20 protein-coding genes are annotated in these 19,436 nt (G+C 67.8%); 14 read left to right on the forward strand and 6 right to left on the reverse strand.

Annotated features, from left to right (window positions below; genetic code table 11):
- Positions 1-25: 25 nt before the first annotated feature.
- Both ACOZBP_RS13630 and ACOZBP_RS13635 read left to right on the forward strand, forming a co-directional pair.
- On the forward strand, positions 26-2,119 hold the full coding sequence (locus tag ACOZBP_RS13630; RefSeq protein WP_422676861.1) for a prolyl oligopeptidase family serine peptidase: 2,094 nt from the start codon (positions 26-28) through the stop codon (positions 2,117-2,119).
- Between the two features lie 71 nt (positions 2,120-2,190).
- Complete coding sequence (locus ACOZBP_RS13635; RefSeq protein ID WP_422676862.1) at positions 2,191-4,308, forward strand: prolyl oligopeptidase family serine peptidase; 2,118 nt, start codon at positions 2,191-2,193, stop codon at positions 4,306-4,308.
- Positions 4,309-4,381: 73 nt separating this feature from the next.
- On the opposite strand, the gene ACOZBP_RS13640 is transcribed toward ACOZBP_RS13635, so the two are convergent.
- Complete coding sequence (locus ACOZBP_RS13640; RefSeq protein WP_422676863.1) at positions 4,382-4,711, reverse strand: hypothetical protein; 330 nt, start codon at positions 4,709-4,711, stop codon at positions 4,382-4,384.
- Between the two features lie 190 nt (positions 4,712-4,901).
- Between ACOZBP_RS13640 and ACOZBP_RS13645 the strand changes: the two genes are divergently transcribed.
- Positions 4,902-5,765: an alpha/beta hydrolase gene (locus ACOZBP_RS13645; protein WP_422676864.1), complete on the forward strand. Its 864-nt coding sequence runs from the start codon at positions 4,902-4,904 to the stop codon at positions 5,763-5,765.
- On the opposite strand, the gene ACOZBP_RS13650 is transcribed toward ACOZBP_RS13645, so the two are convergent.
- Positions 5,762-6,286, reverse strand: a complete 525-nt coding sequence (locus ACOZBP_RS13650) for an SRPBCC family protein (RefSeq protein WP_422676865.1) — start codon at positions 6,284-6,286, stop codon at positions 5,762-5,764. The genes ACOZBP_RS13645 and ACOZBP_RS13650 overlap by 4 nt on opposite strands.
- Positions 6,287-6,396: 110 nt before the next feature.
- Here ACOZBP_RS13650 and ACOZBP_RS13655 point away from each other — a divergent pair, with 110 nt between their 5' ends.
- Positions 6,397-7,842: an AMP nucleosidase gene (locus ACOZBP_RS13655; RefSeq protein WP_422676866.1), complete on the forward strand. Its 1,446-nt coding sequence runs from the start codon at positions 6,397-6,399 to the stop codon at positions 7,840-7,842.
- Positions 7,843-8,017: 175 nt separating this feature from the next.
- Here ACOZBP_RS13655 and ACOZBP_RS13660 read toward each other — a convergent pair whose 3' ends face one another.
- Positions 8,018-8,764, reverse strand: coding sequence for an SAM-dependent methyltransferase (locus tag ACOZBP_RS13660; protein ID WP_422676867.1), 747 nt, complete (start codon positions 8,762-8,764; stop codon positions 8,018-8,020).
- A gap of 101 nt (positions 8,765-8,865) precedes the next feature.
- On the opposite strand from ACOZBP_RS13660, the gene ACOZBP_RS13665 reads away from it, so the two are divergent.
- The 4 genes from ACOZBP_RS13665 to ACOZBP_RS13680 are packed head-to-tail and all read left to right on the forward strand — an operon-like array spanning position 8,866 to position 11,947.
- Positions 8,866-9,492 carry a hypothetical protein gene (locus ACOZBP_RS13665; RefSeq protein ID WP_422676868.1) on the forward strand — a complete coding sequence of 209 codons (627 nt, stop codon included), beginning with the start codon at positions 8,866-8,868 and terminating at the stop codon, positions 9,490-9,492.
- On the forward strand, positions 9,492-9,818 hold the full coding sequence (locus ACOZBP_RS13670; RefSeq protein ID WP_422676869.1) for a winged helix-turn-helix domain-containing protein: 327 nt from the start codon (positions 9,492-9,494) through the stop codon (positions 9,816-9,818). Before ACOZBP_RS13665 ends, ACOZBP_RS13670 begins: the two co-directional genes overlap by 1 nt.
- 33 nt (positions 9,819-9,851) lie before the next feature.
- Entirely contained in the window at positions 9,852-10,628 is a 777-nt protein-coding gene (locus ACOZBP_RS13675) for a tyrosine-protein phosphatase (protein ID WP_422676870.1), read from the forward strand.
- Entirely contained in the window at positions 10,625-11,947 is a 1,323-nt protein-coding gene (locus ACOZBP_RS13680) for an anthranilate synthase component I family protein (protein WP_422676871.1), read from the forward strand. Before ACOZBP_RS13675 ends, ACOZBP_RS13680 begins: the two co-directional genes overlap by 4 nt.
- Here the strand turns inward: ACOZBP_RS13680 and ACOZBP_RS13685 are convergent.
- The 3 genes from ACOZBP_RS13685 to ACOZBP_RS13695 are packed head-to-tail and all read right to left on the reverse strand — an operon-like array spanning position 11,944 to position 13,444.
- Positions 11,944-12,498 carry a TadE/TadG family type IV pilus assembly protein gene (locus ACOZBP_RS13685; protein ID WP_422676872.1) on the reverse strand — a complete coding sequence of 185 codons (555 nt, stop codon included), beginning with the start codon at positions 12,496-12,498 and terminating at the stop codon, positions 11,944-11,946. The two genes, ACOZBP_RS13680 and ACOZBP_RS13685, sit on opposite strands and share 4 nt — an antisense overlap.
- Positions 12,495-13,043 (reverse strand): TadE/TadG family type IV pilus assembly protein, encoded by a 549-nt coding sequence (locus ACOZBP_RS13690; protein WP_422676944.1) that lies wholly within the window; start codon positions 13,041-13,043, stop codon positions 12,495-12,497. The genes ACOZBP_RS13685 and ACOZBP_RS13690 overlap by 4 nt, the downstream gene beginning before the upstream one ends.
- A gap of 2 nt (positions 13,044-13,045) precedes the next feature.
- Entirely contained in the window at positions 13,046-13,444 is a 399-nt protein-coding gene (locus ACOZBP_RS13695; RefSeq protein WP_422676873.1) for a pilus assembly protein N-terminal domain-containing protein, read from the reverse strand.
- Positions 13,445-13,728: 284 nt separating this feature from the next.
- Between ACOZBP_RS13695 and ACOZBP_RS13700 the strand changes: the two genes are divergently transcribed.
- The 6 genes from ACOZBP_RS13700 (at position 13,729) to ACOZBP_RS13725 (ending at position 19,434) form a co-directional block, all read left to right on the forward strand.
- Complete coding sequence (locus tag ACOZBP_RS13700) at positions 13,729-13,902, forward strand: Flp family type IVb pilin (protein WP_422676874.1); 174 nt, start codon at positions 13,729-13,731, stop codon at positions 13,900-13,902.
- Positions 13,903-14,013: 111 nt separating this feature from the next.
- Positions 14,014-14,526, forward strand: a complete 513-nt coding sequence (locus ACOZBP_RS13705) for an A24 family peptidase (RefSeq protein WP_422676875.1) — start codon at positions 14,014-14,016, stop codon at positions 14,524-14,526.
- A gap of 108 nt (positions 14,527-14,634) precedes the next feature.
- Positions 14,635-15,576, forward strand: a complete 942-nt coding sequence (gene cpaB, locus ACOZBP_RS13710; RefSeq protein WP_422676876.1) for a Flp pilus assembly protein CpaB — start codon at positions 14,635-14,637, stop codon at positions 15,574-15,576.
- A gap of 11 nt (positions 15,577-15,587) precedes the next feature.
- Complete coding sequence (locus ACOZBP_RS13715; RefSeq protein ID WP_422676877.1) at positions 15,588-17,126, forward strand: type II and III secretion system protein family protein; 1,539 nt, start codon at positions 15,588-15,590, stop codon at positions 17,124-17,126.
- Positions 17,127-17,131: 5 nt separating this feature from the next.
- Complete coding sequence (locus tag ACOZBP_RS13720; protein WP_422676878.1) at positions 17,132-17,824, forward strand: CpaD family pilus assembly protein; 693 nt, start codon at positions 17,132-17,134, stop codon at positions 17,822-17,824.
- Between the two features lie 5 nt (positions 17,825-17,829).
- Positions 17,830-19,434 (forward strand): AAA family ATPase, encoded by a 1,605-nt coding sequence (locus ACOZBP_RS13725; RefSeq protein ID WP_422676879.1) that lies wholly within the window; start codon positions 17,830-17,832, stop codon positions 19,432-19,434.
- The last annotated feature ends 2 nt before the right edge of the window (positions 19,435-19,436 follow it).

Raw genomic sequence — 19,436 nt, forward strand, 5'->3', positions numbered from 1 at the left:
CGCTGTTTCAGGGATGGGTTTGAAGATGCAATCACGCTGGATGCTGGCCGCCGCCTTCGGGGCCTTGATGACGGCGGCTTCGCCCGTGCTGGCTCTCGATGAAGGGGCGCAGACGGTCGCTGGCCCCGCCGCCGAGGCGCCCGCCGCGCGCGCCGGGCTCGGCGTCAAGGAACTGGCGATGATGGAGCGGGTCGGCGATCCGCGCGTCTCGCCGGACGGTCGCAGCATCCTCTATGGAGTGCGCTCCACCGACTGGGACGGCAACAAGGGCGTCAACGCCCTGTGGCTGGCCGAGGCTGACGGCGCGACACCGCCGCGCAAGCTGGCAATTTCCGAGGGGGGTGTTTCGGGCGCGCGCTGGGCGCCGGATGGACAGGCCCTCTATTTCCTGTCTTCGCGCGGCGGCTCGAACCAGGTCTGGCGCGCCGATCGCGAGGGCATGGCGGCGGCCCAGGTGACGACCCTGCCTATCGACGTCTCAGGCTTTCGCATCGCCGAGGACGGCCGTTCGCTGATCCTGGCGGTCTCGGTCTTCACCGACTGCGCCACCCTGACCTGCATCAAGGACCGGTTGGCCGAGCGGGCCAAGAGCGGGTTGCAGGTCTATGACCGCCTGCCTCTGAGGGTGTTCGACCACTGGGCCGACGGACGCCGCACCCATCTGTTCAGCCAGCCGCTGAACGGCTCGGGTCTGGCGGGCGGCGAGGCGCGCGACCTGATGCCGGGTCTGGACGCCGACGTGGCGGCCGGCGACGGCGACTTCACCCTGTCGCGCGACGGCAAGGCCCTGATCTACAGCACGCAGAAGCAGGGCGCGGGCGAGCCCTTCACCAACAACAGCGACCTGTATCGCGTCACGCTGGACGGCGGCGCGCCCGTCAATCTGACCGAGGCCAACAAGGGCGCGGACGGCAATCCGGCCTTTTCGCCCGACGGCCGTCGACTGGCCTGGCTGGCCTCGCCGCGCGAGAACGTGGGCGGTGATCAGGCCGTGGTCATGCTGGCCGACGCCAGCGGCGCCAACGCCCGCCAACTGACGAACTGGGATCGCGGGCCGTCGGGCCTGACGTGGCGCTCGGACGGTCGCGCTCTCTATGTCACCGCCTCGGACGAGGGGCAGAACCGCCTGTTCGAGATCGACGTCCGCACCGGCGCGGTGAAGGCCCTGACCGGCGACGGGGCGGTCAACGCCTTTGACGAGGCGGCGGGCGTCCTGGCCTATGCCCACGACAGCTTCACCGCCCCGACCCAGGTCTTCGTGTCGATGAACGGCGCGGCCGCCCGCCAGGCGACCCGGCACAACGCCGACCTGCTGGCCCGGCTGGACCTGCCGGAGGCCGAGGCCCTGAGCTTCGCCGGCTGGAACAATGAGACGGCGCACGGCTGGGTGTTCAAACCCGCCGGCTATGTCGAGGGCCGCAAGTATCCGGCTGTCTATCTGATCCACGGCGGGCCCAAGTCGCCCTGGACCGAGAGCTGGTCCTATCGCTGGAACCCGCAGGTCTATACGGCGGCGGGCTATGCGGTGGTCATGGTCAACTTCCACGGCTCGCCGGGCTATGGTCAGGCCTTCACCGACGCCATCAACGACCACTGGGGCGACCGCCCGCTGGAAGACCTGCAGAAGGGTTGGCAGGCGGCCCTGTCGGCCAGTCCGTGGATCGACGGCGACCGGGCCTGCGCGCTCGGCGCCTCCTACGGCGGCTATATGGTCAACACCATCGCGGGCAGGTGGAACGGGCCGTGGCGTTGCCTGGTCAACCACGCCGGGGTGTTCGACGTGCCGCAGCTGATGAACGCCATGGACATCGGCAACTTCATCCACGAGTTCGGCGGCCCCAGTTGGACTCGCAAGGACCTGTACGACGCCTTCAACCCCGAGACCTATGTCGCGGACTGGAAGAAGCCGATGCTGGTGCTGCACGGATCGAAAGATTTCCGCGTACCGATGGAGCAGGGACTGGCCACCTTCTCGACCCTGCAGCGCGAGGGCATCCCCAGCCGCTTCGTCCACGTTCCGGACGAGAACCACTGGGTGCTGAAGCCCCGGACCTGGGTCGATTGGCAGCAGGAGATCCTGGACTGGACCGCGCGCTGGACCGCCGAAGGCCAGCGCTAAACGGGACTTTGCGGGCGGCGCATGGCGGTGATAGGCCTTCGGGCAGATCGAAATCCGCTTGAGGAGCGCCCATGCGCCGCCTGTCCCATCTTCTGTCCGGCCTCAGCGCCGTCGCCCTGCTGACGGCCTCGGCCCTGCCGGCCCTGGCCGCGGCGCCTGCGCCCGCTGCCGCGACCGCCCAAACAGCGACAAGGGTGGCGTCGAACGCCTTCACCTATCAGGACATGATCTCGGCCAACCGGCTGGGCGATCCCCAGGTGTCGCCGGACGGCGACTGGGTGGTCTATTCGCTGACGCAGACGGACGTGGCGGCCAACAAGCGCTCCAGCGCCCTCTACATCCTGAGCCTGAAGGGCGAGGGCGAGGCGCAGAAGCTGGCCATCTCCGAGGGCGGCGCCAACACCGCCCGCTGGGGCGCTGACGGCAAGCTCTACTTCCTGTCGGGCCGTTCGGGGTCGAGCCAGGTCTGGGTCTCGGCCGACAAGGGCGCGACGGCCACGCAAGTCACCAGCCTGCCGACCGACGTCAACGCCTATCGCGTCAACGCCGCGGGCGATGCGGTCGCCGTGTCTCTGGCCGTCTATCCCGAGGCGGGCGACCTGAACGCCTCGGTCGAGCGGGCCAAGGCCGCCGCCGAGGTGAAATCGACGGGCCAGGTCTATGACCGCATGTTCGTGCGCCATTGGGACACCTGGAGCGACCACACCCAGAACCACCTCTTCGTCCAGACCATCGGCGCGGACGGCAAGGCGGGCGGCGAGCCGGTCTGGGTGACGAAAGGCTTTGACGGCGACACCCCCTCCAAGCCCTTCGGCGACGAGAGCGAGTTCACCTTCGCCCCCGACGGCCGCTCTCTGGTCTTCTCGGCCCGCAAGGCCGACAAGAGCGAGCCTTGGAGCACCAACTTCGACCTCTACAGCGTCGCAGTCTCGGCGCCCGGCCAACTGACCAATCTGACCGAGGCCAACCCGGCCTGGGACACCGGCCCGGTCTTCTCGCCGGACGGCCAGACCCTGGCCTATCGCGCCATGGCCCGTCCGGGCTTCGAGGCCGACAAGTACGCCGTCTTCCTGCGCGATGTGGCGACGGGGCAGACGCGCCAGATCGCGGCCAACTGGGACCGTTCGGCCGACAGCCTGCAATGGTCTGCCGACGGCAAGACTCTCTACACCACCGCCGGCGACGTCGGTCAGACCCGCCTGTTCGCCATCGACACGCGCAATGGTTCGGTCCTGCCGCTGACGGGCGAAGGCCACGTCGGCGCCTTCCAGCAGACGCCCTCGGGCTTCGTCATGTCGGTCGACACCCTGACCTCGCCCGCCGACCTTTATTTCAAGACCTGGCGCGGGCGCGAAATGCCGCGCCGTCTGACCAATGTGAACCCGCAGCTGGCGAACAAGGCCTTTGGTGAGGCTGAACAGTTCAGCTTCCCCGGCTGGAACGACGAGACGGTGCATGGCTTCGTCATCAAGCCCGCCAACTATGTCGAGGGCCAGAAGTATCCGGTCGCCTTCCTGATCCACGGCGGGCCGCAGGGCTCGTTCGGCAACTCCTGGTCTTACCGCTGGAACCCCGAGACCTATGCGGGCGCCGGCTATGCGGTGGTGATGATCGATTTCCACGGTTCGACCGGCTACGGCCAGGAGTTCACCGACGCCATCAGCCAGCACTGGGGCGACCGTCCGCTGGAAGACCTGCAAAAGGGCTGGGCCTTCGCGCAGCAGAAGTACGGCTTCCTCGACGGGAATAACGCCTGCGCCCTGGGCGCGTCGTACGGCGGCTATATGATCAACTGGATCGCCGGCAACTGGTCGGATGCGTTCAAATGCCTGGTCAACCACGACGGCGTCTTCGACACCTTCGGTATGGGCTATTCGACCGAGGAGCTGTGGTTCACCGAATGGGAATACGGCGGCACGCCGTGGGAAAACCCGGAGGGCTATCAGAAATTCAACCCGGCCAACCACGTCCAGAACTGGAAGACGCCGATGCTGGTGGTTCAGGGCGACCTCGACTACCGCATCCCGACGGCGCAAGGCCTGTCGACCTTCACCGCCCTGCAACGCCGCGGCATCGACAGCCGACTGGTCTTCTTCCCCAATGAGAACCACTGGGTGCTGAAGCCGGCCAACAGCCTGCAATGGCACAATGAGGTCTTCGGCTGGCTGGACAAGTATCTGGCCAAGTAGGACCGGGCGTCTGACCCAGAAAGAAGGGCGCGGCCAGCGATGGCCGCGCCCGTTGTCGTTCCGAAACCGGGTCTTAGCGTGCGGCGAAGGCCTGGGTCAGCTGGACGTAGCGGCCATGCTCGCGCTCGGTCATGCAGCGCGGCGTGGTCCAGGCCTGGCCGGCCGCCTTGGCCTCGGCGGCTTCGCGGGCGGTCAGGAAGACCGGCTCCGCGCCGTATTGGCGAGCAAAGGCGCTGCGGGTCGCGGCGTCGGCGTCGCAGATCAGCACCACACGCTGGGGCTGGGCGGTCGAGACACGCGTCGGCTGAGGCTGACTGTGCGGACTTTGGGCGGGCGTCTGGGCCAGGGCGGGCGCGGCTCCGGCGAGCAGCAGGGCCGAGACGACGGCGACGGACAGGCGCATGCGATATCCTCCCTTGGCCGGAATTTGCTCCGGACTCAGATCGAATTATGCGCTCAATTTTTGGAATGTAAATATTATGCGACAAATCAGTGAGTGAAGTGTGACGTTCGACCCCGTTGCGGCTCTGCATTGGGCCGAACGGCGCCTTCATGCGTAGAAGGTCATTCTTCTCCCATCCCCAGGAGCTCACTTGACCCGTAGAGGCCTGTTCGCCCCCGCATTCGCCGCCCTGACGGGGGGGCTGGCGGCGGCCTGTTCGCCGCTGTCGCTGTTCAACACCCTGGGGCCGCGCGACCGGGGCGCGGCCAAGGTCGCCTCTGGCCTCCGCTATGGCGATGATCCGCGTCAGACGATGGACGTCTATGCGCCCGTGGGCGCGGCGGACCTGCCCGTGCTGGTCTTCTTCTACGGCGGCGGTTGGGATTCCGGCTCCAAGGATGTCTACGGGTGGGCGGCCCAGGCGCTGGCGGCGCGCGGCTTTGTCGTCTTCGTGCCGGACTATCGGGTCGTGCCCCAGGTGCGCTTCCCGAGCTTCATCGAGGATGCCGCGGCGGCGACGGCGCGGACCGGCGAACTGGCCGCGACCTATGGCGGCGACGCCGGGCGTCTGGGCGTGCTGGGGCATTCGGCAGGCGCGCATCTGGCCATGATGATCACGCTGGACCGGCGCTACATGGCGGCCGTGGACCGCCCCGGCCTGATCCGGGCGGCGGCGGGACTGGCGGGCCCCTATGATTTCCTGCCCTTCGACGTGGCGGCGTCGCAGAACGCCTTTGGCCGGGCGCCCGATCCGACCCTGACCCAGCCGGTAACCTTTGCCCGGAGGGATGCGCCGCCGCTTTGGCTCGGTCATGGAACCGCCGACACTGTGGTCCACGCCGAGGACACCACCATCCTCGACGACCGGATGCGGGCGGTCGGCGGGCGCTCGGAGGCTCATCTCTATCCCGGCCTCGATCACGCCGACCTGATCGCGACCTTCTCGCCCCTGTTCAGGAAGAAGGCGCCGGTGCTGGACGATGTGGTCGGCTTCTTCCGTCGCGAACTGGCCTAATTGGCCTCGGCTCGGGCCTTCAGACTGGCCAACTGCGCCGACAGGACGCCGTCGACCGGGGCGGCCCAGGCCTCCAGTCCGCCGGGCGTAAAGCCGCCGACGATGTAGGTCCAGGTCAGGAGACTGCCTTCGCCCTCGGGCTTGATGGTGAAGGTCAGCCCGCCGCTCGCGCCCTGACCCTGCAAGGGGCCGAGCCCGCCGCGCAGCACCAGCTTCGACCCCGGTTCGACAAGGGCTGTCTCCAGATGGCGCGACACGCGGCCGTCCGCCGCCTGCTCGCACCAGCAGCCGCCGGGGGTCAGATCCAGCGAGAGGGTCGAGGCCTTGAACCAGCGATGGTCGCGGCTCCACCAGGTGTCGGGGGCGGTCAGCACGGCCCAGACGCGGGCGGGCGGGGTGCTGATCGCGACCGTGCCGCCGACCTCGAACCCGCCGGGCGCGGCCGACTTGACCTCGGCGAAGGCGGGGGCGGCGGTCAGCATCAGCAAGGCGGCGGCGACCGAAATCAGATGTCGGGACATGGCGTTCCTCCTGGGCGACAGCGGAACGCCAACGGCTGCTCGTGGTCAACAGTCGTGTCCTTGTGTTTCGCCCGTCTCGCCATGGTCACGGTTTTCGGCTAGAGGAGGTCATGACAGACAAGATGACCCCCCAGGCGGCGCTGGACCGCCTCGAAACCCTCTACAATCAATCCGTCGCCAATCTGCGAGCCGCAGTGAAGCGCTTCCTCGAGACCGGCGAGCGCGCTGATCCCGAAGCCCGGGCCGGCGGCCTGTTCGCCTATCCCCGACTGACCGTCAGCTGGTTCGGCGACCGTCCGCAGGACCTCGAGACGCGGGCCTTCGCCCGCCTGTCGCGCACCGGCGTCTATACGACCACCGTCACCCGCCCCGACCTGTATCGCGACTATCTGTTGGAGCAGCTGACCCTGCTGGCGACGGAATATGGCGCCGCCATCACGGTCGAGCCGTCGGATCAGGAAATCCCCTTCCCCTATGTGCTGGACGGTTCCGGCGTGGCGCTGGACAGCACCATGACGGCGGCCATCGCCCGCTGGTTCCCGACCACGGATCTGGCCCATATCGGCGACGAGATTTCGGACGGCCTGTTCGCGCCGGGCGAGGACTTTCCGCTGGCCCAGTTCGACGGCCTGCGCACGGACTTCTCTCTGGCCCGCCTGCGCCACTACACCGGCACCCCGGTCGAGGACGTGCAGTCCTATGTCCTGTTCACCAACTACCATCGCTATGTCGATGAGTTCGTGCGCTGGGCCTGCGCCCAGTTGGCCGATCCGGCCAGCCCGTATCAAACCCTGTCCTGCGCCGGCGGCGTGATCATCGACCGTGAGACGCCCGACCCGGAGCGCGCCATCATGGACGCGGCCTGGCGTCGGCATCAGATGCCCGCCTACCACCTGACCGCGCCAGGCGGCACGGGCATCACCCTGGTCAACATCGGGGTCGGACCTTCGAACGCCAAGACGATCTGCGACCACCTGGCCGTCACGCGGCCGCATGCCTGGATGATGATCGGCCACTGCGGCGGCCTGCGCGCCAGCCAGACCATCGGCGACTACGTCCTGGCCCACGCCTATCTGCGCGACGATCACGTGCTGGACGCGGTCCTGCCCGCTGACATTCCGATCCCGTCGATCGCCGAGGTCCAGCGGGCCCTCTATGACGCGACCAAGCTGGTTTCCGGCGCGCCGGGCGAGGAGGTCAAGAAGCGCCTGCGCACCGGCACGGTCGTCACCACCGACGACCGCAACTGGGAGCTGCGCTATTCCAAGTCGGCCCTGCGCTTCAACCAGAGCCGCGCCGTCGCCATCGACATGGAAAGCGCGACCATCGCGGCCCAGGGCTATCGTTTCCGCGTGCCCTACGGCACCCTGCTCTGCGTCTCGGACAAGCCGCTGCACGGCGAGATCAAGCTGCCGGGTCAGGCCAATCGCTTCTACGAAGGCTCGATTTCGGAACACCTGCAGATCGGCATCCAGGCGATCGACCTGCTGCGCGCCGAGGGCACCAAGCTGCATTCGCGCAAGCTGCGCGCCTTCGACGAGCCGCCTTTCCGGTAAGAAGAGAAGGGCGCGCTTTCTCCCTCCCCTTCATGGGGAGGGTGGTCGCGTCAGCGACCGGGTGGGGACGGCGTGGTGATACGGGCGCGGCGCTTGAACTGCCGAAGCACCCCCACCCGTCTGCCGCTTCGCGTCAGCCACCCTCCCCATGAAGGGGAGGGAGAGGCAATGGGTGTCAGCCCTTCCTGAAAAGGTAGAGGCCGAAGCCGAGGTAGTCGGCGCCGAAGTCGAGCATCATCTTGATGCGGTGTGCGGTCGCCGCCACCGAGGGGGCGTCGGCGTGGTCGGGATGGGCGTCCAGCCAGTCGGCGATGGCCGTCTCCATGCCCGTGCGATAGGCGGCCCATTCTGCTTCGTCGCTGATCTCGGCCGAGACGACCGTCAATCCGGCCTCGCGCGCGGCGGCCTGCCATTCGTCGTGGCTGACGTAGTAGCCGCCGGTCTCGACCAACTGGCGCAAGGGCGGAGGCGGTTCGTCCGTCCAGAACAGGTCGCCCCAGAGGAGGGCGCCGCCGGGCGTCAGGTGCCGGCGCAGGGCGGCGAAGACGGCGGCGGGGTCGCGCAGGCCCTTGCCCGCCGGCTCGGTCGAGCCAATGGCGACGATCAGGTCGAAGGCGGGCAGGGCGGCCAGCACCGCGGCCGAGGTCTCACGTCGCAGCGTGATGCGGTCAGACAGGCCCGCCGCCGCGATCCGTGCCTTGGCGCCCTCCGCCATGACCGGGTCCAGTTCGACCGCTGTGACGCGGGCGTCAAACGCGCGGGCCAGATGGATCGACACCTCGCCATAGGCGCAGCCGATGTCCATGACGGCGGCGCCCGGTTTCAGGCCCGCGCGGCGCACGGTCGCTTCCAACCGCTCCATCGACAGGGCGTTGCAGATGGTCAGGGTCTGATAGGCGATGTGATGGAAGGCGAGGCGCATGGCCAAGGCCTAGAATGCGTCGCGCGTTCCGTCTCAGAAAAAGAACTTTACAACATAAAGTTCTTGGCGCACCTTTCGATCAACAGGCAGGGAGAGACGCCATGACCCGAGATCAAGTCCAATCCGTCCACGACGACATCGCCTATATGAAGGCCCTGGCCCAGGAGGGGCGTCGCGCCCCGCTGCTGGGCGGGTCGATCCTGATCGCCGCCGGCCTGGTGTTCGGCCTGGCGTCCATCGTCGCCTATGGGATCGACAGCGGCATCCTCAATGTTCCGCCAGTCGCCTACGCCTTTCTGTGGGGCGGTGCGGGGCTGATCTTCTTTGCGGTTCTGATGCTGCAGGTTCGTCGGACGAGCGGCCGCCCCGGCGCGAACTCGGTGGTGAACCGGGCCGGAGGTGCGGGCTGGATGGGGGTCGGTCTGGCCATCTTCGTCATGGCCCTGGCGATGACGGTGGTCAGTTGGAAGACGGGAAGCGACGTGAGCTTCATGCTCTTCCCCTCGCTGATCTTCGCCCTCTACGGCTCGGGCTGGGCGGTTTCGGCGACCATGAGCGATCAGAAGTGGCAGTGGACGCTGGCCATCGCCTGCTGGATCGCCGCGCCGCTGATCGCCTTCCTGACCGGCAGCCCGCTGATGTGGCTGGCCTATGCGGCTGGACTGTTCCTGTTCGCCCTGCTGCCCGGCGTCCTGCTGGTGCGTCAGGAACCGTCGGAGGTGATCTGATGGCCTCGGACACGGCGGGGGATGCGGTTGACGCCTTCGACATCGGCCGCATCGACGAGGTGATCCACGGCCGGGTGCGTCTGGGGATCATGGCCTATCTTTCAGGCGTCGGCGCCGCCGACTTCAACGAGCTGAAGGCCCGGCTGCAGACCACGGACGGCAATCTGTCGGTGCACCTGAGGAAGCTGGAGGAGGCGGGCTTCGTCGAGGTCGCCAAGAGCTTTCAGGGGCGCAAACCCCTGACGCGGGCCACCATGACCGAGGCGGGCCGTGACGCCTTCGTCGCCTATCTGGACGCCATGTCCCATCTGGTCGCCGTGCGTTAGCGTTGATCTGCGAATAGTCTAAGGAAGGCGGTCATGAGCGACCGTCTTCTGCCGTTTCAGGCCCTCGATAATTTCCGCGACTATGGCGACTACGCCGTGGCTGAGGGCCGCGTGGCGCGCGGACGCCTTTATCGCTCGGCGCATCAGGCCAGGGCGACCGAGGCCGATCTGGACCAGTTGGCGCGGTTGAACCTCGCCACGGTGGTTGACCTGCGCCGCCCGAGCGAAAGGCGCGACCAGCCATCGCGGCGACCGGCCAACTGGGCCGGGCAGGTCATTGAGAGCGTCCACGATGACGGCGGCGAGGCGCCGCACATCACCTTCCTCAAGACCGCAGACCTGACCGAGGCCTCCGGCCGCACCTTCATGATCGACACATATCGGCGCCTGCCGTTCGAGCCGGCCCATGTCGACCTGTTCAGTCGCTATTTCCGCGCGCTGGCCGAGGGCGAGGGCCCGGTGCTGATCCACTGTGCGGCGGGCAAGGACCGCACAGGCCTGCTGGCGGCCCTGACCCACAGTCTGCTGGGCGTGTCGCGCGAAGACCTGATCGACGACTATCTGCTGACCAATGTCGCCGTTGATCTTGAGGGGCGGGCCGAGGGCATTGCGAAAAAGCTGACTGCGATGACGGGGCGTCCGGCGACGCATGGGGCCGTGGTCGCCTTCCTTGGGGTCGAGGCTGACTATCTGGACGCGGCCTTCGCCGAGATCATGGCGCGGCACGGCTCGCTCGCGGCCTATCGGGAGCAGGTCTTGGGGGCGGACCCGGCGTTGGCGGAGCGCATCCGGGAGCGCCTGACGGCATGAGCCTGCCCGTCGTCCTGATTGAACGGCTGGACTGGTGCGAACCCTTGGCGGTCGCCGCGGGGCTGAACCGCCGCGACGGGGCCCTGGCCTTGCTGGCCGGGGCAGGGGACCCGACGGCGCACGGCGGACGCTGGTCCTTCGTCGGCTGCGAGCCAGACAGGGTTTTCGCTGGCGCCGTCAATGACGCGGCGCCTTTCGCCGTCCTGCGCGAACCGGATTTCGCCGGCGGGGGCGTGGTCGGGCTGATGAGCTATGACGCGGGCGCGCGACCGGCGACCGGGCCGCGCGCCGAGGTCTGGCCCGACCTCATGCTGGCCCGCTATCCGGCCCTCCTGGCCTTTGACCATGTGGCGGGCGAGGTCTTCGCCATCGGACGAGGCGCGGATTCCGCCGGAGCGGAGGTGCAGGTCCGGCGCGCGGCGGACTGGCGGGTCGAGGCTATCGAACCGTCGATCCCGACCCCGCCCGCCGGCGCTGTCGCCGGGGAAACATCGCCGCAAGCCTATGAGGCCGCCGTGGCCGATGTCGTGGCGCGCATCGCGGCGGGCGAACTGTTTCAGGCCAATGTCGCGCAGGCCTGGGGCGGGCGATTGGCGGGCGGGCGAGACCCGTTCGAGGTCTTCCTGAGATTGTCGGCTGGGCGGGGCGCGGCCTATGGCGCCTTCTGGCGGCTGGGCCAGCGCGCGCTGGTGTCCAACTCGCCGGAGCTGTTTTTGACCTTCGATCCCGCCTCCGGCCGGATCGAGACGCGCCCGATCAAGGGGACGCGGCCTCGCGACGCCGATCCTGTGCGCGACGCTGAACATGCCGACGATCTGGCCGTCAGCGCCAAGGATCGCGCCGAGAACCTGATGATCGTCGATCTGATGCGCAACGACCTAGCCCGGGTGGCGGCGCCCGGCACGGTGCGGGTCGAGCGTCTGTTCGAGGTGGAGAGCCATCCCACCGTGCATCACCTGGTCTCCACCGTTTCCGCATCTGCGCGGGCCGGCCTCGTCGCGGCCGACATTCTGGATGCGACCTTCCCGCCCGGCTCGATCACCGGCGCGCCCAAGCATCAGGCCATGAAGGTGATCGCGGCGCACGAACCGCCGCGCGGGCCCTGGTGCGGGTCGCTGTTCGGCCTGGGGCTGGCGGGCGACGGCGGACTGACGGCCTCCGTGCTGATCCGCACGGCCTCGTTCGAGCGGGACGCCGGGGCCTGGCGTTTCCGCGCCCTGGCGGGCGCCGGCATCGTCGCTGACAGCGACCCTCTGGCCGAGCGCGAAGAGACCGAGGCGAAGATACGGGCGCTGAAGGAGGCGCTAGCCGGCGCCTAACAGTTGGAGCAGGCCACCTTGTTCACCGTCCTCGGCCGCAGGTAGTAGCTGCGGGTGAAGGTGATCGGCGTCTTGATGACCTGGCCAAAGGCCGAGGTGTATTTGAACTCGGTTTCGCCCAGGATCAGGCTTTCCTCGTTTTCGATCAGGCCGGCCGGAAGGTCTGTGACGACGGTGTTCTTGCCCAGGGCGCTCAAGGCCTTGTCGTTGCCGCGGCTCCAGTCGATCTTCGCCACCCCCTTGTCGTCTCGGGTTACGCTGGAGACACGAATGGACAGTTCGGAGGATGGGAAGGGGCGCATGATCATGTCGCCGATGGCGAAGACCTGGGTCAGGTCCTGGGTCGAGGTGGCGTCCGATTGCGCCACCAGGTCGGCGACGATCGAGGCCGTATGGTCGGCGCGGCGGCTGGCCATATAGCCCTGACAGAACTCCACCAGGCCGAAATAGAGCAGCATCATGATCGGCGCGATGAAGGCGAATTCTATGGCCGCCGCGCCGCGCCGATCACGCCAGAAGCGCCGGGGCGCCTTGGGGGCGGCGGGGCTCACAGATAGGGCTCGTTGCGGAAGGCCAGGGCGGTGGTCAGCAATACCTTGTGGTCTGTGGTTCGCGACAGGGCCTGGGAGATCAGCGGGGTGACGATCGGCTGCTCATACCAGATCCGCACCAGGACGCGGTCGCCCGGTCCGCCGGGCTGGTAGGTCAGCTTGGAAGGATCGAACAGGCCGGACGCCAGAGGGTCGGGGGCGACAGGGGTGGTGAAGCTGTCGATCACGCGGATGTCGATGAAGGCGCGCGTCGGGCAGTCGCCGGCGAAGACGCTCATGCGGGCGCAGAGCTTCTGCTTGATCGCCTCCGGCGTCATGGCCTGCTGCTGCGCCTGGCCGGTGCGGACCAGTCGGCCGGCGTCCGAGACCGCCGTCTCGACGACCGCATCGAGCAGAAGCAGCATCCCGACCTCAAGGATGCCGAACAGGAGAATGAAAAAGGGAAAGGCAAGCAGCCCGAACTCGACCGCTGTGGACCCCTCGCGGGCGCGCCGGCGTCGCCGCAGGGACGCAGGTCCAGGGCGGAGGAAGCGGGGGCCTTTCACAATCAGGGCGCCGGAGCGGCCCGGACGCTGGGCGAACAACTGGAGCCGCAAGCCATTTCCGTGGGCTGGGCTCCTCGCCAGACGCGAACGGAACCGGCCGAGCCGGCGCTGACCACGACCTGGCTCTGGAAAAGAGGACGCCCCAGAGCATCGACAGCGATGACTTCGGTCACTCCGTAGCCCTTGCCGGTGATGAACAGGGTGTTGGCGTCGACGACAGTGACGTCGGCGATCTTGGGATTGGCTACGATCACGGAGCCCGCCGGGCCCCTCAGCTGTACGCGGGTGGCGTGGTCAATCTCGACATTGAGCGGGCGCGACTGAGCCTGAGCTGCGCCGGAGGCGACGCACACGGCGAGCGCGGCGGACCCGAAGGCGAGCGTCTTGAAGGTCCTGAGCATGGGCGACGGCTCCGAGTGGATGAACGAGCGCGCGCGAGCGCTAGGCGTGAAACCTCTCTCTGAAAGATCAAGATTTCCTGAAGGGAGGCGAGAAGCGCGTCCGTGTTGATGTTTCTATAGTAAACAAGTTAGTAACCATCAATAATGCGAGGCGACGACGGCTGTTTTACTCGCCCTTAATGATCGTCGTCGCATTGTCTCCATGCAAACGGGGGTCAAGCGGGCAAAGCCGGTGACCCTGGTCATGGAACTGTTGCTCGCTTAGACAAAGAAGGAAGATCATCATGCGTAACTTCATCAAGAACTTCGCCAAAGACGAATCGGGCGCTACGGCCATCGAATACGGCCTGATCGCGGCCCTGATCGCTGTCGCCATCATCGGCACGCTGACGCTCATCGGTCCGAAGCTCAATGGCGCCTTCAAGAAGGTCGAAGCTGGCCTGCCCGCAGCCACCTAAGATAAATCACATTCAACGAAAGGGGCCGGGACGGAAACGTTCCGGCCTTTTTCTCGTTCGACGTCGAAGTCGACAACCTGGTATTAAAGGTTGTCCGGATAATTTCGGAAGATGAGCGAACTTCTTCTTCTGCCGTTGAGCATCCTGCCGGTCCTGGTCATCATCGCCGGACTGCACGACCTGACCACGATGAAGATCCCGAACTGGATTTCGGGCCTGCTGTTCCTGGCCTATTTCCCGGCCGCCTTCGCCATGGGCGTGCCGTTGACCACGATCGGCGTGTCGCTGGCTCTGGCCTTGCTGGTCCTGGTGGTCGGCGCGGGAATGTTCGCCATGAAGTGGCTGGGCGGCGGTGACGCCAAGCTGATTGCTGCGAGCGCCCTTTGGATGGGAACGGCCGGCATTCTGCCGCTTCTTCTCTACACGGCCATGATCGGCGGCGGCTTCTGCCTTCTGCTGATGGCGGCGCGCAGCCAGCTTCAGGTCTTCGCGATGAACGGACCCGGCTGGGTCGCGCGACTGATGCAGCCCAAGGGGGACCTGCCCTATGGCGTGGCGATCGCCATCGGCGCCCTTCTGGCCTATCCCTCCAGCCCGCTTGTTCAGGCTTTTGCCGGCGCGTGAAGCGCCGAACGGCGGCTTAGGGGCGCGTTAACCGCCGGGCCTCATTGTCGTTAACGGCAGAGGGCGAAGAACCAAAATCCGAGTCGCCGCGCCTGCCGGAGACCGTCGATGAAGCCCGCCAAGATCGCTGTCATCTGTATCGCCGCCGTGTCGGCCATTGGCCTGGCCCTGGTGGTTCGCGCCATGGGGTCGTCGGGTGAGCCGACGGCTGTGGCCGTCGCCGCTGTCGAAACCCGACCGATGGCCAAGGTTCTGGTCGCCGCCAAGGATCTGGAGCCCGGCAGCCGTCTGACCGATTCCGACCTGGCGTGGAAAGACTGGCCTGTCGCTGAGGTCAATCCGGTCTTCATCACCGACGGCAGCGTGCCGGTTCCCGCCGCGCTCGCGGCTGAGGAAGAGGCGGGCGCCAAGGCTTCCGACACCGCCAAGGTCGAAGGGGCCGCAGCGCGCGTGACCCGCGCCGCGACCGAACTCGCGACCGGCGGCGCCAAGGCTGACTTCATCGGCGCGGTCGTCCGCGAACCCATTCTGGCCGGAGAGCCGATCGTTGCGCGCAAGATCGTGCGGGCGGGGGACAGCGGCTACATGGCCGCCTATCTGGAGCCGGGCATGCGCGCCATGGCCATCCGCGTCACGGTCGAGACCGCCGCCGGCGGCTTCATCCTGCCGGGCGACCGGGCCGATGTCCTGCTGACCCGCGAGGTCAAGCTGCCCTCGGGAGCGGCCGGAGGGGAGACCTCGAAATTCGTCGCCGCCACCGTGATGCAGAACGTCAAGGTTCTGGCCATTGATCAGAACACCCGCGCCGCCGAGAACGAGCAGGCCGTGGTCGGCGCCACCGCAACCCTGGAGGTCAGCGGCCGCGACGCCGAGGTTCTGGCCCTGGCCAAGTCCGAAGGCGAACTGTCGCTGGTGCTGCGGTCCTATGCCGACACCGCCGGGCCGTCGGGCCAGGTTCCGGGGGCCGCGCGTCGCGGCGACGCCGCAGCTGCCGGCAGCGTCGTGCGCGTCTATCGCGAAGGCCAGGCTGAAACGGTCGCTGTTCCATGAGGAAGCCGCGTATGAATCGTCTGATCGTGGCGGCCTGCGCCGCCCTGATCGCCCTGGGCGGAGCGGCCTCTGCGCCTCTGGCCCAGACCCGCGCCGCCGTCGCCACGGGCGCAGCGCCTCAGTTGGTCAATCTGCCGCGCGGCACCTCGTTCGCCGTCGACCTGCCCGCCGACGCGCGCGACGTGATCGTGTCGAACCCCCAGGTGGCCGAGGCCATGCTGCACTCCCCGCGCCGTATCACGGTCATCGGCATGACGCCGGGCGAGACCGACGCCGTCTTCCTTGACGCCGCAGGTCGGACCATCCTGTCCCTCCGGGTGCGCGTGGACGCGGGGACCAGCGCCCTCCAGGACACGTTGAGCCGCGTCGCGCCGGGATCGAACGTGCGCGCCGAAGCCGTCAACGACAGCATCATCCTGACCGGCACGGCCGCCAGTCCTGCGGAGGCCCAGCGCGCCGCCCAGGTGGCCCGCGCCTTCGTGTCCGCGCCTGAAAAGGTGGTCAACATGATCGGCGTGGTCGGCTCCGACCAGGTGACGCTGAAAGTGCGCGTGGTCGAGGTGCAGCGTAGCGCCATCAAGCAGCTGGGTTTCGACACCCAGGCCGTGCTGGGCCAAATCGGGGACACCCAGTGGCTGCTGGGCAACGCCGCCACATGGGGCGTCAACGGCTCGCTGCTGGGGGGGATCACCGGGGGCGTGTCGCGCGACACGACCAAGAACTACCAGATGCAGCGCCCCTGTATCGGGCCCGGCTGGGCTGAGGGCGCGCTCTGCCCGTTTACGGTCGATGGTCCCGAGGACGCGCCCAACTGGGACACCGCCCAACCGGGCACCGGTCCGGGGTCGGATGGACTGAACAAGGGCAACGCCACCATCAAGGCTTTCGAGCGCGTCGGCCTGATCCGCACCCTGGCCGAGCCGAACCTGACGTCGGTCAACGGCGAGGCGGCCAGTTTCCTGGCGGGCGGCGAGTTCCCGGTTCCCACGGGACGTGATCGCGAAGGCCAGATCTCGGTCGAGTACAAGCCCTATGGCGTGGGCCTGTCGTTCCGGCCGATCGTCCTGACCGGCGGGCGTATCTCGCTGCAGGTCAAGGTCGAGGTGTCGGAGCTGACCTCCCAGGGCGGGCTGACCATCGGCGCGGGCACGCCGTCGTCCATCGGCCTGCCGGGCCTGTCGGTCCGGCGCAGCGAAAACACGATCGAGCTGCCGTCGGGCGGGTCGATGATGATCGCCGGTCTGTTGCAGGAATCGACCCGTCAGAACATCGATTCCCTGCCCGGCATGACCAATCTGCCGGTGCTGGGGCAGCTGTTCCGGTCGCGTGACTATCTGATGGGTGAAACCGAACTCGTGGTGATCGTCGAGGCCTATATCGTCGGCCCGACCTCTCCGGGGCGGATGCAGACGCCGGCTGACGGTTTGCGCATCGCCGAGGACGCCCAGACCATCTTCTTCGGCCAACTGAACCAGGCCTATGGCTCGCCGGCTCCGACCGCCCAGGCGGGCGCCGGTTGGCAGGGGCCGGTGGGCTACGTGATCGAGTGACCGCCATGATCCGTTCCTCCAAGTCTCTCCCTGCTGTGTCGTCTGCGCTGGCGCTCGGCGGACTGCTGCTCAGCGGCTGCATGGGCGGTCCGGCCAGCCTCGGCGGCGAGCCGCCGCTGACACCCACCTCGCGCTACAGCCTGCAGGTCGAGCCCGGCCTTGATCGTATCGCCCTGGCCGTCCACGAGACCGGCCTGTCGGCCAATCAGCAGGCGGCTCTGAACGATCTGGTCAGCCGCTTCGCTATCGAAGGGGCTTCGGCTCTGGTGGTCGAGGCCCCGGCGGGCGGCGATCCGGTGGTCAATCAGGCGGCATGGAACGTCAAGGCCGGACTCGTGGCGGCCGGAGCGCCCGAGCATCTGATCCGCGTGGTCAGCTACGCCGCGCCTGATCCGCGCGCGCCCATCCTGGCGGGTTTCGAGACCCTGCGCGCCGCCGTGCCGCAATGCGGGACCGAGTGGGGCAGCCTGACCCGCACCGGGGACAACCAGTCGGCCTCGAATTTCGGTTGCGCCGTCAACGCCAACCTCGCAGCCCAGATCGCCAACCCTCGCGACATCGTCTCGCCGCGCGCCATGACGCCGGCCGACGCCCAGCGCCGCGCGGTGGTGTTCGATAAATACGCCAAGGGCGAGCAGACCGCCGCGGCCCGGGAAGGCCTGATCAGCGACGCCCGAACTTCCAGCGCCGTGGACTGATGGACATGAGCAAGCCCTTCGCCGCACAGGATTTCGACGCCCTTGATGCGTTCGAGATGGACGACGAATTCATCGACGCCGTGGCGGTCCCCCGGCTTGAACCCCTGCCCTTTTCCGCCCGGCCCGGGGAGTCCGCGACGGCCAGCGTCGTGCCGAGGGACGAGTCCTACAACCCGGTTGGCCGGCTGGTCGCGCAAGCCGAGACCGCCGTGGCCGCCGTCATGATGCCCGACGAGATCATCCCGACCCCTCCCTCGGATGAGGTCCATACGCCGCCCGCCAACCTCGTTGCGGCCCCGATCGAGGCGCCTGTCGCGGCTGCCCTGGCCGCCTATGAGCCGGCGGGATTGCCGGTCGGTCCCGGGGCGGTGGAGGTTTCGATCCCGCGCATCGCGGTTCACGTCTTCGCCGAACGGCAGGACACCCTTGCGTCGGCTGAACGCGCCGGTCAGGACCGGCGCATGTCGCGGGCCACGACCCAGATTCGCGTCGGAGGCGTCGCGGCGGCTATCGAGGCCTATCAGTCCGAGCCGACGCCGCCGCTGATCGTCGTCGAAAGCATGAAGGACGCCCAGACCCTGCTCTGGGAAATCGACCAACTGGCTGAAGTTTGCGACGCGGGCACCAAGGTGGTGATCATCGGCGCCACCAACGACATTCTCCTGTTCCGCGAACTGATGCGACGCGGCGTGAGCGAGTACCTGGTTGCGCCGGTGCAGCCGCTGCAACTGATCTCGGCCATCGGCGGCCTGTTCGCCGATCCGGCCCAGCCCTTCGTCGGTCGTTCCATCGCCTTCGTCGGCGCGCGGGGCGGGGCCGGGGCCTCGGCCGTGGCCCACAATACCGCCTATGCGATGAGCGAGCGGATCGGGGTCAACACCGTCATCGTCGATTATGATCTGCCCTTCGGCACAGCCGGTCTGGATTTCAATCAGGATCCGCTGGGCGGCGTCGCCGACGCCCTGAGCCAGCCGGACCGACTGGACGCGACCCTGCTGGACCGGATGATGGTCCGCTGCACCGACAAGCTGAGCCTGTTCGCCGCGCCCGCCACCCTGGACGGCGACTGGGACATCCAGCCCGACGCCTTCGAGGAGGTGACCAGCCGCATCCGATCGACCGCCCCCTTTGTCGTTCTTGATCTGCCCCACCTCTGGTCGGGGTGGATGCGCAAGACGCTGATTTCCGCCGACGAGGTGGTGATTGTGGCGACGCCGGATCTGGCCAGCCTGCGCAACGCCAAGAACATGATCGATCTGATCAAGCAGGGACGTCCCAACGACGCGCCGCCGCGTCTGGTGTTGAACCAGGTCGGGGTGCCCGGCCGTCCGGAAATCCCGGCGAAGGACTTCGGCGCGGCGCTCGGCGTCCATCCCAGCCTGATCATTCCGTTCGACGCCAAGGTCTTCGGAGCCGCGGCCAATAACGGCCAGATGATCGTGGATTCCGGGGCCAAGACCAAGGCTGCGGAGGCCTTTGAAACCCTGGCCCAGATCGTGTCACGCCGCGAGCTGCCGGCGGCTTCGGTCAAGGGCAAGACGTCGCCGGCCGGGGCGCCCGCCCGCAAGAGCGGTTCGCTCCTCGCCTCCCTGTTCAGCAAGAAGCGCTGAAG

Origin of the sequence: Brevundimonas sp. NPDC058933, assembly GCF_049315965.1 — a bacterium.
Lineage (GTDB): Bacteria > Pseudomonadota > Alphaproteobacteria > Caulobacterales > Caulobacteraceae > Brevundimonas.

Coding starts and splice junctions, on each gene's coding strand:
- ACOZBP_RS13650 (WP_422676865.1), bottom strand. CDS start 6,286: ATGTCCCGACATCTGATTTCGGTCGCCGCCGCCTTGCTGATGCTGACC.
- ACOZBP_RS13635 (WP_422676862.1), top strand. CDS start 2,191: ATGCGCCGCCTGTCCCATCTTCTGTCCGGCCTCAGCGCCGTCGCCCTG.
- ACOZBP_RS13630 (WP_422676861.1), top strand. CDS start 26: ATGCAATCACGCTGGATGCTGGCCGCCGCCTTCGGGGCCTTGATGACG.
- ACOZBP_RS13640 (WP_422676863.1), bottom strand. CDS start 4,711: ATGCGCCTGTCCGTCGCCGTCGTCTCGGCCCTGCTGCTCGCCGGAGCC.
- ACOZBP_RS13680 (WP_422676871.1), top strand. CDS start 10,625: ATGAGCCTGCCCGTCGTCCTGATTGAACGGCTGGACTGGTGCGAACCC.
- ACOZBP_RS13655 (WP_422676866.1), top strand. CDS start 6,397: ATGACAGACAAGATGACCCCCCAGGCGGCGCTGGACCGCCTCGAAACC.
- ACOZBP_RS13705 (WP_422676875.1), top strand. CDS start 14,014: ATGAGCGAACTTCTTCTTCTGCCGTTGAGCATCCTGCCGGTCCTGGTC.
- ACOZBP_RS13665 (WP_422676868.1), top strand. CDS start 8,866: ATGACCCGAGATCAAGTCCAATCCGTCCACGACGACATCGCCTATATG.
- ACOZBP_RS13670 (WP_422676869.1), top strand. CDS start 9,492: ATGGCCTCGGACACGGCGGGGGATGCGGTTGACGCCTTCGACATCGGC.
- ACOZBP_RS13660 (WP_422676867.1), bottom strand. CDS start 8,764: ATGCGCCTCGCCTTCCATCACATCGCCTATCAGACCCTGACCATCTGC.
- ACOZBP_RS13675 (WP_422676870.1), top strand. CDS start 9,852: ATGAGCGACCGTCTTCTGCCGTTTCAGGCCCTCGATAATTTCCGCGAC.
- ACOZBP_RS13700 (WP_422676874.1), top strand. CDS start 13,729: ATGCGTAACTTCATCAAGAACTTCGCCAAAGACGAATCGGGCGCTACG.
- ACOZBP_RS13715 (WP_422676877.1), top strand. CDS start 15,588: ATGAATCGTCTGATCGTGGCGGCCTGCGCCGCCCTGATCGCCCTGGGC.
- ACOZBP_RS13725 (WP_422676879.1), top strand. CDS start 17,830: ATGAGCAAGCCCTTCGCCGCACAGGATTTCGACGCCCTTGATGCGTTC.
- ACOZBP_RS13720 (WP_422676878.1), top strand. CDS start 17,132: ATGATCCGTTCCTCCAAGTCTCTCCCTGCTGTGTCGTCTGCGCTGGCG.
- ACOZBP_RS13695 (WP_422676873.1), bottom strand. CDS start 13,444: ATGCTCAGGACCTTCAAGACGCTCGCCTTCGGGTCCGCCGCGCTCGCC.
- cpaB (WP_422676876.1), top strand. CDS start 14,635: ATGAAGCCCGCCAAGATCGCTGTCATCTGTATCGCCGCCGTGTCGGCC.